At 55.4% G+C, this 19,864-nt stretch carries 20 protein-coding genes and 1 pseudogene; 1 reads left to right on the plus strand and 20 read right to left on the minus strand.

All coding sequences use genetic code 11. The features are described 5' to 3' along the window. Window positions 1-7 precede the first annotated feature (7 nt). The 8 genes from ACR0AA_RS05520 to ACR0AA_RS05555 all read right to left on the minus strand — a co-directional run bounded on the left by ACR0AA_RS05520 (window position 8) and on the right by ACR0AA_RS05555 (window position 8,296). Window positions 8-763, minus strand: a complete 756-nt coding sequence (locus ACR0AA_RS05520) for an ABC transporter ATP-binding protein (protein WP_480661987.1) — start codon at window positions 761-763, stop codon at window positions 8-10. 11 nt (window positions 764-774) lie between these two features. Beyond that, a complete protein-coding gene (locus ACR0AA_RS05525) occupies window positions 775-1,980 on the minus strand; it encodes a branched-chain amino acid ABC transporter permease (RefSeq protein ID WP_480661985.1) in 1,206 nt (401 codons plus the stop codon). A 3-nt stretch (window positions 1,981-1,983) separates the two neighbouring features. Further along, window positions 1,984-3,015 (minus strand): branched-chain amino acid ABC transporter permease, encoded by a 1,032-nt coding sequence (locus ACR0AA_RS05530; RefSeq protein ID WP_480755612.1) that lies wholly within the window; start codon window positions 3,013-3,015, stop codon window positions 1,984-1,986. A 113-nt stretch (window positions 3,016-3,128) separates the two neighbouring features. Next, on the minus strand, window positions 3,129-4,475 hold the full coding sequence (locus ACR0AA_RS05535; protein ID WP_239343006.1) for a substrate-binding protein: 1,347 nt from the start codon (window positions 4,473-4,475) through the stop codon (window positions 3,129-3,131). A 439-nt stretch (window positions 4,476-4,914) separates the two neighbouring features. After that, window positions 4,915-6,093: a carbohydrate porin gene (locus tag ACR0AA_RS05540; protein WP_480755613.1), complete on the minus strand. Its 1,179-nt coding sequence runs from the start codon at window positions 6,091-6,093 to the stop codon at window positions 4,915-4,917. After that, window positions 6,090-6,854, minus strand: coding sequence for a DUF3299 domain-containing protein (locus tag ACR0AA_RS05545; protein WP_480755614.1), 765 nt, complete (start codon window positions 6,852-6,854; stop codon window positions 6,090-6,092). Before ACR0AA_RS05545 ends, ACR0AA_RS05540 begins: the two co-directional genes overlap by 4 nt. 45 nt (window positions 6,855-6,899) lie before the next feature. Then, the gene (locus ACR0AA_RS05550) at window positions 6,900-7,529 is read right to left on the minus strand and encodes an amidohydrolase family protein (RefSeq protein ID WP_480755615.1); all 630 of its coding nucleotides are present in this window, start codon (window positions 7,527-7,529) and stop codon (window positions 6,900-6,902) included. Further along, window positions 7,529-8,296 (minus strand): amidohydrolase family protein, encoded by a 768-nt coding sequence (locus tag ACR0AA_RS05555; RefSeq protein WP_480755616.1) that lies wholly within the window; start codon window positions 8,294-8,296, stop codon window positions 7,529-7,531. The genes ACR0AA_RS05550 and ACR0AA_RS05555 overlap by 1 nt, the downstream gene beginning before the upstream one ends. Window positions 8,297-8,439: 143 nt before the next feature. On the opposite strand from ACR0AA_RS05555, the gene ACR0AA_RS05560 reads away from it, so the two are divergent. Then, window positions 8,440-9,462 (plus strand): AraC family transcriptional regulator, encoded by a 1,023-nt coding sequence (locus ACR0AA_RS05560; RefSeq protein WP_480755617.1) that lies wholly within the window; start codon window positions 8,440-8,442, stop codon window positions 9,460-9,462. Between the two features lie 514 nt (window positions 9,463-9,976). On the opposite strand, the gene ACR0AA_RS05565 is transcribed toward ACR0AA_RS05560, so the two are convergent. The 12 genes and pseudogenes from ACR0AA_RS05565 to ACR0AA_RS05620 form a co-directional block, all read right to left on the minus strand. Beyond that, on the minus strand, window positions 9,977-10,543 hold the full coding sequence (locus tag ACR0AA_RS05565; protein ID WP_480661974.1) for a hypothetical protein: 567 nt from the start codon (window positions 10,541-10,543) through the stop codon (window positions 9,977-9,979). 128 nt (window positions 10,544-10,671) lie between these two features. Beyond that, window positions 10,672-11,679: a DUF2955 domain-containing protein gene (locus tag ACR0AA_RS05570; protein ID WP_480661972.1), complete on the minus strand. Its 1,008-nt coding sequence runs from the start codon at window positions 11,677-11,679 to the stop codon at window positions 10,672-10,674. Then, window positions 11,669-12,733, minus strand: coding sequence for an HlyD family secretion protein (locus ACR0AA_RS05575; RefSeq protein WP_480661970.1), 1,065 nt, complete (start codon window positions 12,731-12,733; stop codon window positions 11,669-11,671). The genes ACR0AA_RS05570 and ACR0AA_RS05575 overlap by 11 nt, the downstream gene beginning before the upstream one ends. Further along, a complete protein-coding gene (locus ACR0AA_RS05580; protein WP_480755618.1) occupies window positions 12,730-13,809 on the minus strand; it encodes an AI-2E family transporter in 1,080 nt (359 codons plus the stop codon). The genes ACR0AA_RS05575 and ACR0AA_RS05580 overlap by 4 nt, the downstream gene beginning before the upstream one ends. 179 nt (window positions 13,810-13,988) lie before the next feature. Next, window positions 13,989-14,258, minus strand: a complete 270-nt coding sequence (locus ACR0AA_RS05585) for a potassium channel family protein (protein WP_480661966.1) — start codon at window positions 14,256-14,258, stop codon at window positions 13,989-13,991. Window positions 14,259-14,541: 283 nt separating this feature from the next. Continuing rightward, window positions 14,542-14,955 carry a hypothetical protein gene (locus ACR0AA_RS05590; protein ID WP_480661964.1) on the minus strand — a complete coding sequence of 138 codons (414 nt, stop codon included), beginning with the start codon at window positions 14,953-14,955 and terminating at the stop codon, window positions 14,542-14,544. A gap of 18 nt (window positions 14,956-14,973) precedes the next feature. Next, window positions 14,974-15,105, minus strand: a pseudogene (locus tag ACR0AA_RS05595) (phytanoyl-CoA dioxygenase family protein); the annotation flags it as partial. 12 nt (window positions 15,106-15,117) lie between these two features. Next, window positions 15,118-15,468, minus strand: a complete 351-nt coding sequence (locus ACR0AA_RS05600; protein ID WP_480661962.1) for a phytanoyl-CoA dioxygenase family protein — start codon at window positions 15,466-15,468, stop codon at window positions 15,118-15,120. 229 nt (window positions 15,469-15,697) lie between these two features. Then, window positions 15,698-16,477 carry an IclR family transcriptional regulator gene (locus ACR0AA_RS05605; protein WP_480661960.1) on the minus strand — a complete coding sequence of 260 codons (780 nt, stop codon included), beginning with the start codon at window positions 16,475-16,477 and terminating at the stop codon, window positions 15,698-15,700. Between the two features lie 11 nt (window positions 16,478-16,488). Beyond that, window positions 16,489-17,847, minus strand: a complete 1,359-nt coding sequence (locus ACR0AA_RS05610) for a TRAP transporter large permease (protein WP_480661958.1) — start codon at window positions 17,845-17,847, stop codon at window positions 16,489-16,491. Continuing rightward, the gene (locus ACR0AA_RS05615) at window positions 17,847-18,512 is read right to left on the minus strand and encodes a TRAP transporter small permease (RefSeq protein ID WP_170467697.1); all 666 of its coding nucleotides are present in this window, start codon (window positions 18,510-18,512) and stop codon (window positions 17,847-17,849) included. Before ACR0AA_RS05615 ends, ACR0AA_RS05610 begins: the two co-directional genes overlap by 1 nt. Before the next feature lie 66 nt (window positions 18,513-18,578). Then, complete coding sequence (locus ACR0AA_RS05620) at window positions 18,579-19,817, minus strand: TRAP transporter substrate-binding protein (RefSeq protein WP_480661956.1); 1,239 nt, start codon at window positions 19,815-19,817, stop codon at window positions 18,579-18,581. Window positions 19,818-19,864: the final 47 nt, after the last annotated feature.

Consider the following 19,864-nt stretch of genomic DNA (forward strand, 5'->3'; position numbering starts at 1 on the left):
CTTTTCCTTACGCAGCCTCGCCCAGATAGGCCTCACGGACCTTGGGGTTTCCACGGATGTTTTCCGGAGTGTCTTCGACCAGCGGCGTCCCCTGCGCCAGAACGGTGATCCGCTCGGCCAGGCTGAACACCACATGCATGTCGTGCTCGATGATGGCGATGGTGATGTCACGCTCTTCCTTGATCTGTTTCAACAGATCAATCGTGTTGTTTGTATCGGCTCGCGCCATCCCGGCGGTGGGTTCGTCCAGCAGCAACAGACGCGGATTCTGGCTAAGGCACATTCCGATCTCTAACCGCCGCTTGTCACCACGCGACAGCGAGGCGGACTGCATCTCGCGCTTGTCAGCCATGTTCATCTCTTCCAGCATCGCCTCGGCCTGTTCGACCACGGCCTTTTCGTTGGCAATGGTCTCATAGGCGTGCATCCGAAACGCACCGTCCCGCATCGCGAAGATGGGAATCAACATGTTCTCCATCACCGTCAGTTCGCCAAAAATCTCGGGCGTCTGGAACACGCGGCTGATGCCCATCTGGTTGATCTGATACGGCTCAAGCCCCAAAACCGAGTTATTGTCGAACAACACCGACCCGGTATCTGGCATAAGTTTGCCCACCAGACAGTTCAGCAGGGTCGACTTTCCTGCCCCGTTTGGCCCGATGATCGCGTGAACCGAGTTTTCCTCGACGCTCAGGTTCACATCGGTCAGAGCCTTGAGGCCCCCGAAGCGTTTGCTGACGTCTTTGACTCTCAGAATTGCCATGGTCGTGCCCCTTACTCCGCCGGTTCTGTTTTGCCCGACGGTGCGTCGTCGGTGCCTGTTTTTTTGCGTTTGAACCAGTTCAGCAACCGCTGACCGCCTTCGACAAGGCCACCCGGCAGATAGATGACGACCAGCATGAACAGGATGCCCAGCGTCAGGTGCCAACCTTTGCCGATGAAGGGGTGGATCAGGAACACGACCGCGTCCTCCAACCCGTCGGGCAGGAATGCAAACCAGCTATGCAGAACGTTGTCGTTGATTTTCGAGAAGATGTTCTCAAAATATTTGATGAAACCGGCACCCAGAACCGGACCGATCAATGTGCCGGTGCCGCCCAGGATGGTCATCAGAACAACTTCACCCGAAGCCGTCCATTGCATCCGTTCGGCCCCCGCCAGCGGGTCCATTGCCGCCATCAGACCTCCAGCCAGACCTGCGTACATGCCTGAGATCACGAAGGCCGCCAGTGTGTACGGCTTGGAGTTCAGGCCGGTATAGTTCATCCGCTGCTGGTTCGACTTCACTGCCCGCAGCATCATGCCAAAGGGCGAGCGGAAGATGCGAATGGCGAGGTAGAACACCGCCATCATGATCACCGCACACAAGTAGTAGCCTGCGTTAAAGTCAAAACTCCACGCGCCGACATCCATCGTGTAAGTCGCGCGCATGGGCAATCCAAACAGGTGCGGCAGGTCTGGCGAGTTCGCACCCTGCAGAATTTGCGGATCGTCGGCATAGACCTGCAGGCCGGTTTCGCCATTGGTCAGGTTGAACTTGGGGTTCGACAGCACCGAATAGGCCAGTGCAAAGCTCATCTGCGCGAAGGCCAGAGTCAGGATCGAGAAATAGATTCCCGAACGCCGCAGGCTGATGAACCCGATCAACAGTGAGAACAGGCCCGCCACCACAACGCTGAGCGCGATTGCGGGGATGACGTTGTAGCTGAGCAGCTTGAACATCCACACCGCGGAATAGGAACCTACACCCAGAAAGGCCGCGTGGCCAAAGGACAGGTATCCGGTCAAACCGAACAGTATGTTAAACCCGATGGCAAAGATGCCAAAAATCACAAAGCGTTGCATCAGATCCGGATAACCCGCGTTGAACTGCGCCATGGCGCTGCCCTCGGGGAATGGATTCAGGATGAAGGGGGCCAGCAAAGTCAGAAGCGCGACGATGATCAGCAGGCTGGTGTCTTTTTTGTTCAGTCCCAACATTGATTATTCCTCCATCACGCCTTTGCGTCCCATCAATCCGCGCGGACGCGTCAGCAGCACGATGATGGCGACTAGGTAGATGATGATCTGGTTGATGCCCGGGATCGTTGTCGTAGCCCAGGTCGTCGAGGCAAAGCTTTCGAGAATGCCTAGTAGGAAGCCGGCCAGCACAGCTCCGGGCAAAGAGCCCATACCGCCGACAACAACCACAACGAAGCTGAGGACCAGAAAGTCCATCCCCATGTGATAGTTGGGCGGATTGAGCGGCCCGTACATCACTCCGGCAAGTCCGGCGACTGCGGCTGCAATGCCGAACATGATTGTAAAGCGGCGGTCAATATTGATACCCAGCAGACCGACGGTTTCCCTATCCGCCATCCCGGCACGCACGACCATGCCGAATGTGGTGAATTGCAGGAATGAAAACACCGCTCCGATGATCGCCACAGCAAAGCCGAAGTAAACCAGTCGCCAGATCGGATAGATGATTGCGTTGGGATCAAAGCCGATCATCGTGCCCAGGTCGACAGATCCGCTCAGCGCATCCGGTGGCGGCGTCTGGATCGGGTTTGCACCGAAGAAATACTTGACCACTTCCTGCAAAACGATGGCCAAACCAAAGGTCACGAGAATCTGATCCGCGTGCGGGCGCTTGTAGAAATGCTTGATCAGCCCGCGCTCCATCACATAGCCGACCAACAGCATGATCGGGATCGCGAAGAGGATGGCCAGTGGTACCGACCAGTCGATGATGGTTGCGCCGACCTCGGGGCCGAACCAGGCCTCGACATAAGGGGTTTCGACCTTCAGCGGGTTGCCCAGAAAGTCCTTTTGGGATTCATCCAGAGTTTCGAAACTCAGGTTCAGCAGCTTTTGCAAAGTAACGGCGCAGAACGCACCGATCATGAACAATGCCCCGTGGGCAAAGTTCACGACGCCGAGCGTCCCGAAGATCAGCGTCAGGCCCAGTGCGATCAGCGCATAAGCCGAGCCCTTGTCCAGACCGTTGAGAATTTGCAGTAGGATGGCGTCCATTAGCCCCACCTCAGGGTTGGTCAGCGTGAATTGTGTGGATATGACCGGGACCGAGACCCCGGCCACAGGGTGTCTGGCCGCCGAGACCGGCGGTCAGACGTCAACCAATGGGCTTACGCACCCGGATTGCACTTGCCCAATTCGCCACCGGCGAACATAGGGTGCTCGGGATCGTACTCGACCTGCGCACGCGGCGTGATCTCGACGATTTCAAGCGTGTCATACTCGTTGGTGGGGTTCTCATTGCCGCGCACAACCAGCACGTCTTTGAAGCACTGATGGTCCGCGCCGCGATACCAGGTCGGACCATTGCCCAGTCCGTCGAACTCAAAATCTTCCAGAGCTTCGACAACACCACATGGATTGAAGGTGCCCGCACGCTCAACCGCGTCAGCATAGAGCAGTGTCTGCGCATAGCAGGTCTGGGCCGAGTTTGACGGCGGTTTGCCGTACTTCTCACCAAAGGATTTCACGAAGGCTTTGGTACCCTCATCCTGCAGTTGCCAGTTCCAGTTCATCGAACCCAGCACGCCCTTGATGTTCTCGCCGGCACCGGCGGCCATGAGCTCGGAATACAGCGGCACGACGATCTTGAAGTCCTTGCCGTTGGCAACCTTGTCGAGCAGCCCGAACTGGATCGCGTTGGTCAGCGAGTTCACCATGTTGCCGCCATAGTGGTTCAGAACCAGAACGTCCGCGCCCGAGTTCAGAACCGGCGCGATGTAAGACGAGAAGTCCGTTGACGCGAGCGGTGTCTTGACCGTGTTGACCGTTTCCCATCCCAAGGCTTCGGTCGAAGCGACGATCGACTCTTCCTGAGTCCAACCCCAGTTATAGTCGGCGGTCAGGTGATAGGCGCGGCGCTCGTTGCCCATCTCAGCTGCCAGCACCGGCGCCAGCGCGGCACCCGACATGTAAGCGTTGAAGAAATGGCGGAACCCATTGGCCTTCTTGTCCTTGCCCGTGGTGTCGTTGGCGTGGGTCAGACCGGCCATGAAAATCACACCCGCCTCCTGACACAGACCCTGAACCGCGACGGCCACGCCCGAGGACGAACCACCGTTGATCATGATCGCGCCGTCTTTCTCGATCATCGACTTGGCCGATGCGCGCGCCGCGTCAGATTTGGTCTGAGTGTCGCCGGTAACAAACTCGACCTTCTTGCCGAGGATACCGTTGCCCTGAAGCGCTTTGGACGAGAACGTGTTCAGGCAACCACCGTCGCCTTCGCCATTCAGATGCTCGACGGCCAGCTGTTGCGCCAGAAGCTCGTCATTCCCTTCTTCGGCATACGGTCCGGTCTGCGGGACGTTGAAGCCCAATACAACCGAGGACCCGGTGGGTTCATTGGTGAACGCGGCGGCCGACGAAGCCGTAAAGATCGTTGGCAGGGCCAGACCCGTGCCCGCGACGGCACCAGACTTCAACACGCCGCGGCGTGTGACAGATTTATTAGTCATTAATTCCTCCCATTTCCCAATTCTCGTCCATTGGCTCCTCTTCCGCTGGACGAAAAAAGCGCAGTTCTGCGCATCTTGAGTATGGAGGGGGTTCTGAAAAATTCTCAATAACCTGTTAAAAATGAAAGAATGTTGTGTAAACAAATGAACAAATATTCAAGTTTTTTGTAAATTTTTGGCTTGCCGCTCTCAAAATATGATTGCCGGCAAATGGTTAACCGTGAATTTCGCCCGACGTCAATTTGGGCAAAAACTGGAGCGGCACCGTATGCCCGGACACCTAGTCAAAAGCTGCCCAGCCGTAAAGCGTCAATGCGATACTTCCTGATTGCCCGTTTGAACCAGCTCACTAGTCAAATGGCACCGCAGCCCAGCGCGTCCCGCGAACAAGCGAACACAACGATCATCTGATTTGCGCACCCTTCGCGCGCCCGCAGCATCAAAACACGACACGCGTTCGCAAGCCGACTAAAGTGACGCTGGATTGCATCGGGTTCAACAATGGGTTCTCAATGAACTGCACAGACGGCGTGATCTGAAGGCCCGGTGAAATCGAGAACCGATAGAAAGCTTCCAAAGTGAACTGATCACCGTTGATGCCACGCGCTTCGGACCAGTTCAGACCCAATCCGGCAAGATCCGTGTTACGCCCATAATAGCCGATACCGGCCGAGACGGACCGGTCGTAAAGCGCAGCTGTTCCCTTCGCGGCTCCGGCTCGAAAGAACGGCATCCATGTGTTGTTCACAAACCAGGCGGCGGAAAAGGCCGCTCCGTAATCCTCGGCGCGGCTGCCATCATCGGCCGCATCTGCGTGCCAGAGAGTAAGGTGAACGTTGTCAAAATAGATGCGGTCAAAGCTGGATGTGTACCCAAGCTCCAACGATTTGAACAGTTTGCCATCGCTGAACACGTCAAAATTCGGGTCCGCTGGGTCCGCGTTTGCATCGGCCAAGCTGGCCACAGCATACAAGTTGCTGCTTAGCTTAAGCCCTCCGGCAATCCCTAGTCCCGGGTTTGGCGCATTGATCGTCGGGTTAGTATTGAAAGAAAGGTTCTGGAAGCCGCTATACGGGCTGACCAGACCATACACATCGACGAAATCGGTGACGTCGATCTGGCCAATTTGCAAAGTCCACGCGCCATCATCTGCCCTTTGCGTCCAGAACAGGTTGGTCAGCAGCAAGCCGCTGTCGTTGAAAGCCGTTCCCGTGATGGACAGCGCACCGCTATCGAGACCAAGGAATTGAGGGGCGACATCCGTATAGCTGTGACGATGCTCAACTTTGAAAGTCAGAGAGCCGCGTTCAGTCGCCTGCCAGTTGCCATAGAAACGGGCGATCCCACTGGCAGCTTCGCCGGGTCCCAGATCGGCATTTGTGGATTGGCCAAGTGCCAGATAATCGAAATTGAACCGAAACCCGTCTTCGGCCAATCGGTCCTTCCAGGCAAACCATCGGGGGGCGATGTTGCGCGGGAAGTCCGAGCGGTACTGCGGGTCGGTCAGGCCATCTCCGGGTTCGAGTTCAGCCTGAACAGATGAAGGCCCGGACAGGCCTTGCGCCGACGCAATGTCTGCACAGGCCAGCACAAGAACAGCAATCAGTAGACGTATCATTCTGACGCCTTGGCTCCACCCGTCTTGCGGTGGCCCGCGGCACGAATGCGGTCAGCCACGCTCTGCGTCCATTCCAACCGGTCTTCCCGAGTTTCCAATGTCTCGACACTGTCGGTGTCCAGCGTGAATGTTGCGCGCATGGGCATCAGGCCATCAACGACCATCATTCTTTGATCCGACGGATCAATGGTCAGTTTCCCGGTCAGGCGCACGGGCTCGTGGAAATAGCTGGGCACCCAGTCACCATTCAGCCGCACCCGGATCATCTGATTTGGCGGGGGCGGAGGCAGGTGGCTGCACATCCCCCTTTCCGGCACCAGATAAGCGACAGGACGACCATCCGCATCTGCCGGAGCCGGGATAGCAAAACCGGCCAACGTCACTGTCTGACCGTCGAACTGCGGATTGCCGGCTGTGCCAGCTTTCTTCCGTCGTTCGGTCACAACTTGCCGCTGGTCAAGCAGCCAGTCGATATCGATACCGCCTGCGGCCAGGGCGTCTTCAGTCTCGGTCAGAAGTTCCTGCCATTTCTGCCGTTCTTCAGCGCTGCCGCCGTCCTGTTGCAACCTTCCACGCAATCGCACGACAAAAAGCACATCATCAAACTGTTCGGGGCTAAGATCGCGATAGGGATCTTCAAAAACCTGCACGGAAGGGTCTGGCAGATCGGACCAGTCAACAGCCATGCCGGGGGCCGCATCCACAGAAGGCCCGGCCAAAGCCAGCGCAATAACAGCGACAATCCCGTACATGGTTCTCATCCGCGCCCTCCGTCGCATTGCCCGATGCGGTATAGCCACCTTAATTTAGTTCAGCGTATTTTTGTATATCACACCGTCTTTCATGATCAGTCGAATAGTTTCGGGACTATCGGGCCTTGGGTCTGCACCAAACCACTGATCTCCAGTACCCACGACTGAGAAATCCTCGAGCGGGTTGCCATCGATCAGCAGGATATCCGCATATGCCCCTTCTTCGATCACGCCGAGCTTGCCTGCGGTGTAGGGGTTCATGAAATCACCGGACAGCGCGACGACCTCACCACCTACTGAAGTCAGGGTCACCATGGACGTGTAGGGTCCAAAGAACTCATTATTGAGGTGCTTTTCATAAGCGATCTGTATGTTGCAGGCTTCGACCGATCCAACACAGTCTGTCTGGAACCCGCGCTTGACCGGGCATTCCTTCATGTTGTCGATATAACCCGCAAAAGTGGCCGAGGCCGACTTTGCCTTGGCCAGGCTAGCCGGCACATTTGCTACGGCAGGGATTTCAAGCAAGCCCGGGTCGAAAGCCGTTAGGTTCGTCGTGATATACGCCCCCTTTTCTTTCATCACCTCGGCGATTTCGCAGTCAAAAGAGAACCCGTGCTCAATCGACATCACACCGGCTTCCAACGCGTTCAGGATCGCTTCTTTGCGATAGGAATGTGCCATCACATAACTACCGTATTCGTTGGCGACCTGCACCGCAGCTTCAATTTCTTCCGTGAATCAGCCAGCAACTGCCACGGGTCAAATGCCGAAACAACACCGCCGGACTGCATGTATTTCAGTTGAGTAGCGCCCATCCGAAAGTTGTTGCGGCCGAATTTCTGAACGTCGGCGACACTGTCCACTTCCTGAGCCAGATTCAGACGACCCATATTCGTTTCGGAACCCGGCGGCGCGGTGAAATTGGCAAAGTCTGCATGACCGCCTCGGGTTCCAAGAAACGCTCCGGAAGCATAGTGCCGAGGTCCGGCAATTTGCCCCGCATCAATCGCTCTACGCAGTCCGCCGTTTGCGCCACCCGCGTCCCGGACCGTGGTGAAACCCTGCATAAGATACATCTCAGCCATCCGTGCGCCATGGATCGCAAAATCTTCCCAGGTCGTGTTGGCTTCCATGGCTGGAAGAGACGGCCCCATCAGCATCAGGTGCGCGTGAAGCTCGATAAAGCCCGGTGACAGCGTACGTCCCCCGCCGTCAATTATCGTGGCATCCGGCGCATCAATGGCTTCCGTTGAAACTGCCTTGATCAGGTTGCCTTCGACCAGCACATTTGCATTTTCAATGCGCTGCTCATTCACTCCGTCAAACACATGCACATTGGTAAACAAGGTTTGAGGCGGCTCCGCATCCTGAGCCAGCACAGGCGAGCCAAAGCAAAACACAACTGCGAAGAAGGCGGCCGAAAGCCGAGCATTGCGAAATCCGGTCATGGGTAACCTCATTGAATTCAGATGTTGTAATGCTAGTTCGAAATCTCCCAACCGGGTTGCCACATTTTTATTCGGATGTTCGAATGTGGAGCAAAAAGTGGCAACATCACCAGACAGATTGCCTGAACCGGAGGTATTTACCCGTGCCCCTCAACACGATCCCGCAAGGCCAAAGCGAAGGGTTCATTCGGCTCGCCCTGGCGGCACCGTTTTTGCGATACCTCACCGAGCGCCAAATTGACCCACGACCAGCTTTGGATCAAGTCGGTCTTCACGCCGAGCTTTTGTCCGACCCATCCGTTTACGTGCATTCCGAACTGGTCTTCGGGCTTATTAACGCCTTTTCGGATCTGGCCAGTGACCGCTTCCTTGGCCTTCATGTCGGAGAGACATTCGATCTGCAGGCATGGCCGCCATTTGCTCAGGCCCGGCAGTCCTCAAAGTCGCTCTTTGAGTTCTTTGCCCGCTTTGTGCAAATTGTCCCGCAAGAATCCAGCTCGGTTCGGCACCGGCTGATCGTCGACACGGACAAAGCGACCTACCAGATTGAACGACAGCAGGAACCGGCCGTGCCACCTGTGCAGGTTACTGGATTTGGGGCCGCGATTTACGTGAGGTTGCTGCAAACCGTTGTAGGACAGGCCTGGGACCCGTCGGTCGTGCGATGGGAAAGCCGCTATATCAACGGCGTTCCTGTTGGATACAAAGGGATTGAGGTTTGCCTCGGGACCTCACCCGGAATGCAGATCAGCTTTCCTGTGGACTGGTTGTTCAAGGCTCAGGCGCCCGGGGTGACAGCCAATCCCCCGACCACCGCCCAACCCGAAGAAGAGATCACTGTAGTCGCGGCCATACGATCCGTACTGCGCGACAAACTGGATGAAGCGGATCTGGGGCAACATATCGTTTCCGGCCTGCTGGGCATACAGACGGATCGGTTTTTGAAAGTGCTGCAGCAACAAGGAACGACACTGCCCCGTGAAATCAAACGCCTGAAGATAGATGTGGCCAAAGAACACCTGAAACAGAACCGAAAAACCATCGCCGAAATCGGCCTTCTGCTGGGATACTCAGACAAGTCCCACTTCACCCGGTTTTTTCGAGGTCAGACGGGCATGACACCGACTCAGTTTCGGGCAAGCACGAGTCTTGCAAAAGGGAGTTAACGTCGATCGGTTGGGTTCAAAATTCCGGCGGTTCATTCCGACAATTCAAACCCCGGCCTTGCTTGCGCCCAACTTAAAAACAATATGAATGAAAGCGCGGGCCATGCGATTCCTGCCGAGCAGTATGGTTGAACGCGCTGCAGCTTGTTACTTTGGCAGGGCAACCGAAAAACTCAGAGGTTTGGTCGCCGTAAGTCGTGACACTTGCAGCCCGCAATACCGTACCCCGAACCGTCAGGGTGCCATCGCTCATCGAGTGCGATATCCGCTTGCCCATGAGGCGGGAGGCGGCATTCAACATCATAGGTGTTTCGGATCATTTGACACAGGTTCGTTTTTCCGGCTGGCCCTTTGCCCGTATGGCCATGGGCCGAACCGGCAGGCGGCATACCTTTCCCATCGCGGTCATGGGTTGCAATCTGTCATACAGATGTCTCTGTGGTGTGGACCATCATGCCGCCGGGACGCGCCTCAAGCTCTTGGGAAGGTATGCTCAGGGTTTCCACACTGGTCCTCAAATCACCTTTGGCCCTGCCAGAACCGCTTTGTGCATCTGTCGACCTGTAAAGCGTGCGGAGTAAACTTCGGACACCGCCCATCCAATCGAGACCAACGCCGCCACGTAGCCTGCCATTAACGGGCTGAGCTCATGCAGTCTTTGCAGATAAAACGGCATGAAGAACTCGGCATTGATACAGAATATCAAAAGCGCCATGACCGATATGGCCAGAAACAGCGGCGACCCGGGAACGGTAGCTCCGCGGGGAAACAACCGCACCGCCTCAGTCTGTTCACGACGCATCAGCGTCAGAAGCAGAAAAACAGACGCAAGTACTGCAGCAGCTGCCAACGCAACAGACGGGGCGATACTGCCAAGGGAAACCGCCAATACCGACCCGGCAAGTAACGCCAACTGCCCGAAAGCAATGGGTGCGGTCGATTTGTGGTCTTGTTCGCTGCGGGGCAGCAACTTCAAGGTCAACGCAACAAACAAAACAGTGATAGGCAACATGACTCCAAATCCCATGCGCCACATACCAAACTCGGCAAAGATACCTCCGACGGCCGGTCCGAACAGCATCGTGATACCCCGAGGGGCGGTAGCCTCAATCGTCGATGCTTGCTTGGATTGCAGCAACGATTTCTAAGCGCAAACATGCCGCTTATTTGTTGCTGGTATGGACAACCAGGCACTTTACTTCAGGCACTTCAAGAAACCTGCTTTTTCCTTTCCGGCCAGAACTCGTCTACTATGACGTAAGCGACAATCACGAAGAAGGCGGCCCCGGCGACTTGCAATACGCGAGTGATACTTTTGACGTCAGCCTCGTCCGAAAAGGGCGCAATCGACCCTCCGTAAACGATCAGAACCGTTGTCAATGCTGAACCGGCTGCTGCTGCTAGCGGGACCTGAGATTTTCCAAGCGCTCCGAGTGCGAAGCAGAAGCCCAAACACAATAAAACAGGTGTCACAATAGTCGGTGCGATTACGTTTACCTCATAGCAAATGATCGACACCGCTGCCCCAAGCAGGTTTGCCGTAAGCATGGCTTTGGCGACGGCTTTGCCCATTGACGGCATTGCCGCCAGTTGTTGGCTCAGAAGGGCAACAAAGAACAGAACCAACAAAGCTGAGGCGCCGGACAAAAAAAACGCCATGGCAAATGGAACCGTCACTAGCGACATTCTGACGATCCGCCGGTAGCGGTCAAAGTCTGGTGGCGCGTCAGCTTTCTTCTGAGCGGTTGTCTGAGGTTCCGCTGGTATCAGCACAAACATCAGCGTCGCGACGAAACCGGCAAAGAGTAGGTTCATCGGTATCCAAAACACGAGCACCAACGCCAGATCCTGCGATTGCAAAACAAGGTTCGGGATCATCAACGCCCCCATAAGCGCTATGACACCGGGTAAAACACCGGCCCCTGAAACTGACCACATGAAGGACAGGATGATCCCGATGGCCACCAGAATAAGGAATACCACGGGGTAGGGCGCGAAGACTGAAGACAACAGGAATGAGATGGACATCAATCCTATTGAGAAAACAAACAGCTTGGCGAATGCCGCCAAAGGCAGCGCGGCTGGGGCCTGTAGGAACAAAGCGGTGAAAACTGCCCCCACAACCGCCAATGGCCACCCCAGAAACAAACCCAAGGCGAAAACGCCGGTTACACCCAGCGCGAGCCGAAGAACGGATTTTCGATCCTCAATAGGCATAAGACAGTATTGAGACCAAACGGATATAGGTTCGACCAACCACGTTCAACAGGGAATTGTCGCTCAGGTACATGATCACATCGGCCTGCCCGTTGAGTTGGAAGCGCAGATCGTCTTCGGCGCTTCCGGCCTCATATCCCGGTAGCACGATCCGAACTGGGAACCGTTCTGGTTCGCGCAGAAACCCTTTGGTGCTTGGCGGGCTCGCCAGTTGGCCTGGTTCATCTCCGCCACTCAGGGATACAGCCGAGCTGAAGCTTTCGATCACGCCCGGAACAATCTGGCCCGGATGCATATCCAGCACGACATCGACAGGAGATCCCACCACAGCCCTGCCGAGGTTGTTTTCGGTGAAATACGCTTCGATCCATACGTCGGTTGCATCCAGAAACGTCAAAAGATCCTGACCGGATCGCGCATAAGTTCCGGGAGCGATCAACAGATTGGAAATGACGCCCGTTGCCGGAGCACGCAGTTCGGTCCATTCAAGATTTAGCTCTGCATCCGCCAAGGCAGCCAGGGCGCGTTGGATTTTCGGATTTTCAATCCCGTCGTCTCCCAGCCGTTGCTTTGCTTTTTCCAGATCCGCCTTGGCGTTTTCATAATTTGCCTCAGACTCTGCCAATTGACCTCGGGCATCATCGGCCTTTGAGACAGCGATCAATCCCTTTTTTTCCAGTGTAAAAACACGCTCGGTCTGAATGCGCATCGTGTCCAGATCACTCTGGGCCCGTGCCAGTTTGGCTTGTGCGGCCCTCACCTCAGCCGAGGACGCGCCCACCTCCTGCGTGGCTGCTTCAAGATCAGCTTCCGCCTTGTCGCGTTCAATTTCGTAGGGTCTGGAATCGATCCGAACCAGAACATCGCCGGCCGAGACAACTTGACCGTTTTCAACAAGAACCTCGGTCACTGTTCCGGTGACCTGTGGAACGATCTGGGTAGCGATAGCTTTTACGCGGGCGTTCCCGGTAAACGGCGTTTTTCGGTCAGCGACAAGGTACCAGACCAGAAAGACAAGAATGACGGCCAGAGTGGTCCATATAGTCTTTCTCATTTCGCCGCTCCTTCAGCGGCGCTTTCGGATTCTGCCGGCGCGTCAATCCAAACTTTGAACAGCTCGTAAAAGACGGCGAATAGGACGGGACCCATGAAGATTCCGATCAATCCGTAGGCCATCATGCCGCCGAGAACGCCAATGAGGATGACCAGCATGGGTGTTTCGAGGCCTTTCGAGATGAATACAGGCCTTAGGAAACTGTCCATTATCGCGACAGGTATAGCCAGTATGGTGAAGATCAACGCGGTTCCACCGGACATCGTGCTCCAGGCATAGATGATTACCGGCAAAAGAACCAAGCCGGGCCCGATTTGGATAATCGAGAGGATCAGGCAAATAAACGCTAGTGTGGCGGCCGAGCCAATTCCGAACAGCGCCAACAATATCCAAACGACAACCGCCTGAATGGCAGCCACGCCGATCACACCCTTCGTCACATTGCGGATCGTAGCGCCGGCCAGGGTCACGAACTCGCCGCCTCGGGGTGCAAAGACTCGGTTGGCAAAGCGCTGAAGGCCTTGCACCAAACTTGGCCCGGGGCTGAACAAGGCGCCCATGATCAACACGGACAGAGCCAGCGCTAAAAGCCCAAGTCCGATGCTCAACACCCTTCCGAACAGTGACTTGGTGATCTCCAGAATCTGCGCGCCATATTTGGCGAGTGCGCCATCCAAGTTTCGTTCAAACAAGCCCCAGACTTCGGCAAACTTGTTTCCGACCAGCGGCAGTTCACTGAGGCCCTCGGGTGCTGGTGGGATTTTTAGCTCGCCCTTATCCGCTTGTTCCGCAAATTCAGATCCAAGTTCGGCAGCTCCGGATACTGCCGTTGCGACCGGCCCCAAGGTCAAAACAAGGCCCAACAAAACTAAGATTGTCGTGGCAAGTTTCTTCCGTCCACCCAACTTAGATTGCAGCCAATCGAAAACCGGATAGAGCGCGACGCACAGGATCGTCGCCCAAATAACCACGCTTGCCAGTGGAGCGACCATTACCAAAGCGCTGTAGAGGAATAGTCCAAGAAACAGCAATCTTATCGCGAGATCGACAATCTTCGCGTCCTGGGTCTTTTCCATACCATCCCTCCTTTATCAGTTTGCTGAACGATACACTCAAAAAACGTAATATGTATATTGTTTAAACTTTTGAGGATCCTACCGCTGCTTATAAACCACAGTAAAACCTGTTTGGGACAGCGCTGTTTGGTCAAACTAATGCCTGCGTATGAACTCGCATTGGCTCAAAGGGGCAAAACCTAATTGTCCTCTTTTTTGTCATCCTGAGACAAAATTGTATCCGCCACCGTGGTAGCCGCAGTCACAAAGATGCCAAGGCCCACGATGATGTAAAACATCGTAAAGATCTTCCCTGCCGCGGTTTCAGGAGAAAAGTCGCCAAACCCCACAGTCGAAATTGTCACGACAGAAAAGTAGATGGAATCGAGCCAACTCCACCCTTCGACATAATGGTAAAACGCCGACGCCCATAGGATCATACCAGCTGTGAAGGCAAGAAGGCCCTTCACCCTGCCATCTTTAAAGGCGACGCCTACACCTCGCGTAATTCTGGTTAGTGAGTTCATAAGGCCACCATACCAAGCAATTCATATATAAATAGCATTTAGTGAATTGATTTGAGTTTAACCAAAAAACTGTTGCACACCCAACTTGCGTATCAGGCGGGAGTTGCAACGATCTTCAGGCCCTACCGCTTCGGGATACTTCAAAATTATTCGGCTCTTGCTCACGCGGCCAACGTGAGAAGTGCATCCATCCGCAATAGATAAGATCAGCGAGCGAATTCACGTTTCAACGTACCAAACAGGCAAAGAAGCGTTGCCGGTTGGACATTTTCATTTTTCTATTAGCAATGGTGAAAGCGCGTTTTCCCATGGCCTTTTGGACTTCATAGATCGAGCCTTGGGTAGGAGCATCCGGCGCTGCTACGCTCAGTGAACTGGATTCCATGCGCGGCTCCAGCGTCGACTGACCGCACAGCAAACGCTGGTCAAACTCTTCAATTCCTTCCCAAGTTCCGCAACCGCCTACAATCGGAAAAGCATCCGCCGCCATCGTCTCATAAAAGATCACCCGCCAATCCTTGGGTGAGGTGTTAAGATCCAAGCTATAAATGATGCGTGCGTTATGGATTGAGATCGAACCGGCGGGGCCCATCAGCTGCACCGAGTTGCCGCTGTCCAGCCCAAAAGCTTCCAGATCCATTCTACCAGCAAAGACCCCTTAGTGATGGTGTGAATAGACCGGCCCTCTGTGGGAACCGGGGAACACCCGCAGCGGGCCGTATCCGTCCTGCATATCGTCGATCATGATGCCGACGGCCAGAACGTCGTCATCGGTGTAGGGGTAAAACGTCCAGTCCTGATGTCATTCATCCGCCGCACCGAAACCTGCAGACTTCATGTTCAGCTTGGTCGTCCGCAGCCGCAAGTCCGGACCGATCAAATCCCGAACCGGCGCCAGAATATGGTCCGAGCGCATCAGATCGTCGATCACCTTCGACTGAGTATGGGGCAGTTTCACCCGGCGGATGCGCGGGCTTTGTGGCGTATGGCAGTCTTCCAGATCCAGCCGCTCATCCGAGGCCGTCATCCCGCGGGCCATGTTCGTGAAACAGTCGGTCTCGGTATGAATGGAACTGATGATTGCGTCTGAGACCCTTCGCTCGAGGACAATGAACCCATCCCTGCGGTATCTCTCGATCTGACTTTCGGTCATACCTCTCGCTGCGACTACGGCACAAAAAGCGCTCAATGTGTCGAATGCTGCGTTACCCACCTAAGGCCTCGCTGCACAGAATTTCGACTTTGCAAAGTTTAGCAAACGCCCATACCGAACCTTGATCACGCTCTCGTCAGCTTTGGTCCAGAACTCGCCAAAACCAGTCGATGATTGACGTAGCAGCTGGTGGGAAAAGCTCACGTTTGACGGCAACCTCAGACGCAATTCACTCGTTCAAAAGAGACGAAAGTTCGTCCGCCGCTTTTTGCAGTATTCCCAGAAACGACATTAGGCTTTTGACGTCGTGACGTTGTGTCGGGGCGTGCACCGACAGCGTGGCCACCAACCTGCCCTGCCCATCCAAAACGGGCACAGCAAGGGCCGTCATTCCAGCCATGAATTCCTCATCGTCGGTGGAAAACCGGTTCTTGGCGATGTTTTGGATTTCCACCCGCAATACCTTGGGATCAGTCAGAGATCGTTCAGTCTGCGGTTTCAGGTTACCCGCTGCAAGAAATCCATCCAGCGTTTTTTGCCGCAGTGTCGAGAGATACATCTTACCACTGGCGGTACAATGAAAAGGTACCTGTGTACCCACCGGCAGTTGAATTCGCAGCGGCCACTTCGTTTCCACCCGGTCCAGATAGATCATTCCCTCTCGGTCCGGGACGGCGAGATTGCAAGTTTCACCAACCTCTTCTGCTACGCTGCGCAAGATTGCCAAACGCGCCGTACGCAGGTGCTCGGAAGACATCGTATTAACCGAAAGCAGCCGTAGCCGATGCCCAGGGCCATACGAGCGCCCATCAAGGTCGCGCTGCAGGAAACCTTCGGATTCTGCGGTCTGCAGCAGGCGGTGAACGGTTGGTTTGGCCAAACCCAGTGTTTCGACAAGGTCTGATGGTTTGACGGCAATTCCTCTTCGCGCCACCTCCTCAAGGATGAGAAGGAGGCGCAAATTGGTCGGAATCTGAGTTTCCTTGTCCTGTGTATCCGTCTCAACCATAACGTGACAGTCTAGTTATTTGGCAGCAGGATCAAGGCCAGATCGGGTACCAGCGATACTAAAATCCAGACAGACAACAGGGCCACCAGATAAGGCACCGTATAGCGTAGCAGCCGGAAATAGGGCACGCCGGTCACACCTGACGCCACATAGAGGTTCAACCCGTATGGCGGTGTGATGAACCCGATGGATGCGCCCACAAGGAAGATTACCGAGAAATGGATCGGATCGATCCCGACCGAGGCCGCAATCGGCGCCAGGATCGGGGCCAGAATGATCGTGACCGGAAGGCTTTCCAGCACCATGCCTGAGAAGAAGACGATAACCATCGAGGTAAACAGAACCGCGTGGTAACCGCCCATCGAGGTCACAAAGTTCCCAATGGTTTCTTGCGCCCCAAGCAGCGACAGGATTTGCTGCATCACCACAGAAATTGCAATCAGCGGCGCGAGGATGCCGGTGATCTGTGCCGAGCGGATCACGATTGACGGGATTTCAGGGATTGTGAAGCCTTCGACCACGAACATCTCGGCAAAGGTCTTCTCGGTGGGTGAAATGTCGTTCCTTGCGCCCATGATCCGGTTGATCGGATAGCTGACCAAACCTGCGATCACGCAGAAGCCGACCGTCACGCCCGCCGCCTCGGTCGGAGAAAACTTGCCTGTATAGATGCCCCAAAGCACCAGTCCGATGGCGAAGAAACCCAACCACGCTCCGAACGCGGTTTTTAGCACCCGATTCAGTTGCAGCGGAATCAGATGACCCCATCCGTTCATACGGCAGATGATCCAGCACGCAAATTGCATGCCAAACACCATCAGCGCGCCCGGAAGGATACCTGCTACGAACAGTTCGGAAATCGGCAGGTTCATCAGGAAGCCGTAGACGATGAAAATAATCGACGGAGGAATTATGATCCCCACTGTGCCGCCCGCCGCTGCGGTCGCAGCGCTGAACCGCTCGTCGTAGCCGCCTTTGACCATCTCAGGGTGCAGCATCGAACCGATGGTCGCGGTTGTCGCCGAGTTCGACCCCGAGATTGCGGCGAACAATCCGCAAGCGCCCAGCGACGCCATCGCCAGCCCGCCGCGTATCCAACCCAGACAGGCATACGCAAAATCGCTGAGCCGTCTCGCGATGCCTGATTTGTTGATCAGGTCTCCGGTCAGGATGAAAAGCGGCATCGCCAGCAGGGCGAACCCTTTGTTGAACACGTTCAAAAGTTCGGCCCCCATGTTGTCCAGCGTCAGGCCAAGGACAAAGGAACAACCGATGACCCAATAGCCGATGACCAGCAGGACGGGTACGCCCAACATGAATAGAAAAGTGACCCCAAGCGAGATCAGTGTGACCATGGTTCCGTCTGTCATTAGTCTGCTCCGATCACGGCCTGCTTGATCAGCGGCTCGCCTGTTTTCCAGTTGTGCAAATCATCGGCAAGGTTCTGAAATACCCGTCCGACCATCAGAAAGAAGGATAGAGGCGCAGCCAGAAGGAACCACCACTGCATGATATTGTCGGTGCCCAGAACGATCTGAAAGTTAGACGCCGACAGCGCCACCAACCGGGTCGTGGTCACAATGACGATCACCGCAAAGATGAACCACAGAACCGCGTCAAGGATAAGACAAGCCAATTGCCCGCCGCGCGGCATGGCCGTGCGAAACTCGCTGAAACTCAGATGTGTGCGCAGGCGTACGTTGTAGGACGCTCCGAACCACGCCATGACCATGAACAGAAGAGGCGGAATGGTGGTTGACCACGGCTCTTGGTCGTTGAACACAAATCGGTCGATCACGCCCCAAAAGATAATCAAAGCAATCGCGAGGTAGGAATACACCATCACCGAGCGTTCCAGATGCCGTTCGACGAAGGGCACCGCCCGATAGATCAGCATGATCACGAACCCGCCGAGGGCCGACACAATCGCGCCCCAAACCCACGTGGCATCGGATTCCAACGCGGATTGAATCTCGAACGAATCCTGGCTGAGAAAGGCGCTGAAGATCGCACCTGTGTCTGCCCAAAACGACATGAACCCCGTCCTCCCAGTCGGTAATTGGTTGACCTGGCCCGGTACCAGGCCAGGTCTGTGAGTTTATCAGGCCTGGCCCATCCACCAACGGCGCGGCTCGACATTCTCGGGCAGCGTGTCCGCTGGGATCTCACGCGCGATGTCGTAGATTTCCTGATAGGTATCGATGCCGCCGGCCCATTTGTTAAGGCGTTCGCGCCACTGCGCCCAAGGTTCAGGGTTGTAGTTCGGGGCGCACATTTCTTCCGCTAATTTGATCTGATCGTCCGCCAGGAAAGCCGGACGCACTCCGTTTTCGGCAAAGATCGTGTTGGGCAATTGCGGGTCCGAGAAGCCCACAGTGTTCAGCAGCGCCGCCTCGTTCGCGCCTTGGATCAAGGCTTGCGTGAAATATGAGGATTCCATCACAGCATCCTGCAACTCTCCGCCCAGACCGTCAAAGACCTTGGCCGACATGGATGTGTGTTCAGTGCCACAGAAGAATTTCAGGTTGACCGACTGCGAAACCACAGGTGCCATATTGGCGTAAGCCACGGCCGACGCCCAGGTTTCCGCCCCGTCGATCAGACCAGTCTTGAGCGCATCCAGCGTTTCTTCCCAAGCCACCGGCACCGGGTTCAAGTTCAACAGCTGCATTGCAATTCTGCCCAACTGCGTACCCGTCACACGGTTCTTGGTACCGAACAATTCTTCCAGCTTGGTGACAGTTGGTTTGTCCGCAAAAGTCGATCCCATTTGCAAACCGCGCAACTCACAATGGGTAAACAGGAACTTCAGCCCGTGCCGTTTCTCCAGCGGTTCGCGCAGGATACGCTGGCTCGCGGGGCTATAGAAGAAGTGATACTGCGCCGCACGGCTGGGGAACATATAGGCATAGTCCAGCACGTTCAGATAAGGCGCGCCACCGGCCGAGTTCTGCGTTGAGGCCGCATAAATATCGACAATCCCCTGCTGGGTTTTTTCAACACAGCTCAACTGGCCGCAGATCTGGTTGTCGCCAATGAATTCGATCCGAATCTCACCGTCCGTGCGTTCTTCCAAGTCCCGCGCAAATTCGATCGCGCCCGCGCGTTCGATCAGAAGATTGCGGGTGTTGAACCCCGATGCGCCAAATTTCAGCGTGTGCTTCGGTTCTTTCGAAAAGCGCTTTTCGTAGGTTGATTCGGCTGCCTGCGCCAGATTCGCCAGACTCATCGCGCCACCGAAGCCACCTGCGGCCAGCAGAGTCGAACTCATGCCATAGCGCCCTGCCACACGAAAAAAATCCCGCCGGGAAATGCCACTTAGTTTCTTACCGATCTCCATTGCTTACCTCCCTGATCGCAATTATTGAGACGTTTTGTATCAAAAAA

Source organism: Ruegeria sp. CE8, assembly GCF_056537465.1.

Excerpts from the sequence above, each read along its gene's own strand:
- ACR0AA_RS05520 (WP_480661987.1), bottom strand. The coding sequence starts at position 763 with ATGGCAATTCTGAGAGTCAAAGACGTCAGCAAACGCTTCGGGGGCCTC.
- ACR0AA_RS05525 (WP_480661985.1), bottom strand. The coding sequence starts at position 1,980 with ATGTTGGGACTGAACAAAAAAGACACCAGCCTGCTGATCATCGTCGCG.
- ACR0AA_RS05530 (WP_480755612.1), bottom strand. The coding sequence starts at position 3,015 with ATGGACGCCATCCTACTGCAAATTCTCAACGGTCTGGACAAGGGCTCG.
- ACR0AA_RS05535 (WP_239343006.1), bottom strand. The coding sequence starts at position 4,475 with ATGACTAATAAATCTGTCACACGCCGCGGCGTGTTGAAGTCTGGTGCC.
- ACR0AA_RS05540 (WP_480755613.1), bottom strand. The coding sequence starts at position 6,093 with ATGATACGTCTACTGATTGCTGTTCTTGTGCTGGCCTGTGCAGACATT.
- ACR0AA_RS05545 (WP_480755614.1), bottom strand. The coding sequence starts at position 6,854 with ATGAGAACCATGTACGGGATTGTCGCTGTTATTGCGCTGGCTTTGGCC.
- ACR0AA_RS05550 (WP_480755615.1), bottom strand. The coding sequence starts at position 7,529 with ATGGCACATTCCTATCGCAAAGAAGCGATCCTGAACGCGTTGGAAGCC.
- ACR0AA_RS05555 (WP_480755616.1), bottom strand. The coding sequence starts at position 8,296 with ATGACCGGATTTCGCAATGCTCGGCTTTCGGCCGCCTTCTTCGCAGTT.
- ACR0AA_RS05565 (WP_480661974.1), bottom strand. The coding sequence starts at position 10,543 with ATGCTGTTCGGACCGGCCGTCGGAGGTATCTTTGCCGAGTTTGGTATG.
- ACR0AA_RS05570 (WP_480661972.1), bottom strand. The coding sequence starts at position 11,679 with ATGCCTATTGAGGATCGAAAATCCGTTCTTCGGCTCGCGCTGGGTGTA.
- ACR0AA_RS05575 (WP_480661970.1), bottom strand. The coding sequence starts at position 12,733 with ATGAGAAAGACTATATGGACCACTCTGGCCGTCATTCTTGTCTTTCTG.
- ACR0AA_RS05580 (WP_480755618.1), bottom strand. The coding sequence starts at position 13,809 with ATGGAAAAGACCCAGGACGCGAAGATTGTCGATCTCGCGATAAGATTG.
- ACR0AA_RS05590 (WP_480661964.1), bottom strand. The coding sequence starts at position 14,955 with ATGGATCTGGAAGCTTTTGGGCTGGACAGCGGCAACTCGGTGCAGCTG.
- ACR0AA_RS05600 (WP_480661962.1), bottom strand. The coding sequence starts at position 15,468 with ATGACCGAAAGTCAGATCGAGAGATACCGCAGGGATGGGTTCATTGTC.
- ACR0AA_RS05605 (WP_480661960.1), bottom strand. The coding sequence starts at position 16,477 with ATGGTTGAGACGGATACACAGGACAAGGAAACTCAGATTCCGACCAAT.
- ACR0AA_RS05610 (WP_480661958.1), bottom strand. The coding sequence starts at position 17,847 with ATGACAGACGGAACCATGGTCACACTGATCTCGCTTGGGGTCACTTTT.
- ACR0AA_RS05615 (WP_170467697.1), bottom strand. The coding sequence starts at position 18,512 with ATGTCGTTTTGGGCAGACACAGGTGCGATCTTCAGCGCCTTTCTCAGC.
- ACR0AA_RS05620 (WP_480661956.1), bottom strand. The coding sequence starts at position 19,817 with ATGGAGATCGGTAAGAAACTAAGTGGCATTTCCCGGCGGGATTTTTTT.